The sequence below is a fragment of the Vibrio sp. Y176 genome, from assembly GCF_033438945.1.
Genome location: NZ_JAWOQS010000643.1, coordinates 1 through 655, shown reverse-complemented (window position 1 = coordinate 655; position 655 = coordinate 1). Strand labels below are relative to the sequence as shown.

The 655-nt window shown below is 44.4% G+C and carries 1 protein-coding gene; it reads left to right on the top strand.

Annotated elements, in window-relative coordinates:
- Nucleotides 1-620 (top strand): potassium channel family protein (locus tag R7O13_RS27825; RefSeq protein ID WP_318305320.1); only part of this gene is annotated, 620 nt, incomplete at its 5' end.
- Nucleotides 621-655 lie beyond the last annotated feature (35 nt).

Below are 655 nucleotides of genomic sequence, written 5' to 3'. Positions count from 1 at the left end.
GTAGTATTTTTCTATTGCAGCTCACCATTGATTTGATCCGCTCCACAGATCGACGTTCATTTATTAAGCTGCATTGGATAGATTTTGTGGCCAGCATCCCAATGATCGAGCCATTACGCTTTGCTCGCATCTTTCATATTTTGCGCGTGGTGTTGGTGCTGCGCTCTTCAAAGTTCATTCTGCATCAGCTCAAAGAAAACCGCCGAGAAACGACCGTCGCTTCTATATTGCTGTTGATGGTGATCCTCATAACGCTCGGTTCCACCGCCATGCTGTTTATCGAAGCCAAAAACCCAGCTGCGAACATCCGTACTGGAGCTGATGCTTTGTGGTGGGTCTTTGTGACCATCTCCACTGTGGGTTATGGCGATCATTATCCAGTGACCTCTGGAGGAAAGTTTTTAGCCGTCATCATCATCGTTTGTGGAGTGGGGATCTTCGGTATGATCTCTGGTGTGATTACGTCGATTTTAACCGCTCCGACTAAACAGCAAGATCACCGTTCTAAGAACAAAGAGCGGATGTTAGAACAGCTATTAGAACAGCAAGAACAAATCCTTGATCGACTAACTCTTATCGAAGAGGAAATGCAGCAACGCAAAATTCAGACAAAAAAATAGGACCTATCGGTCCTATTTCTCTTTAAATTAATGAA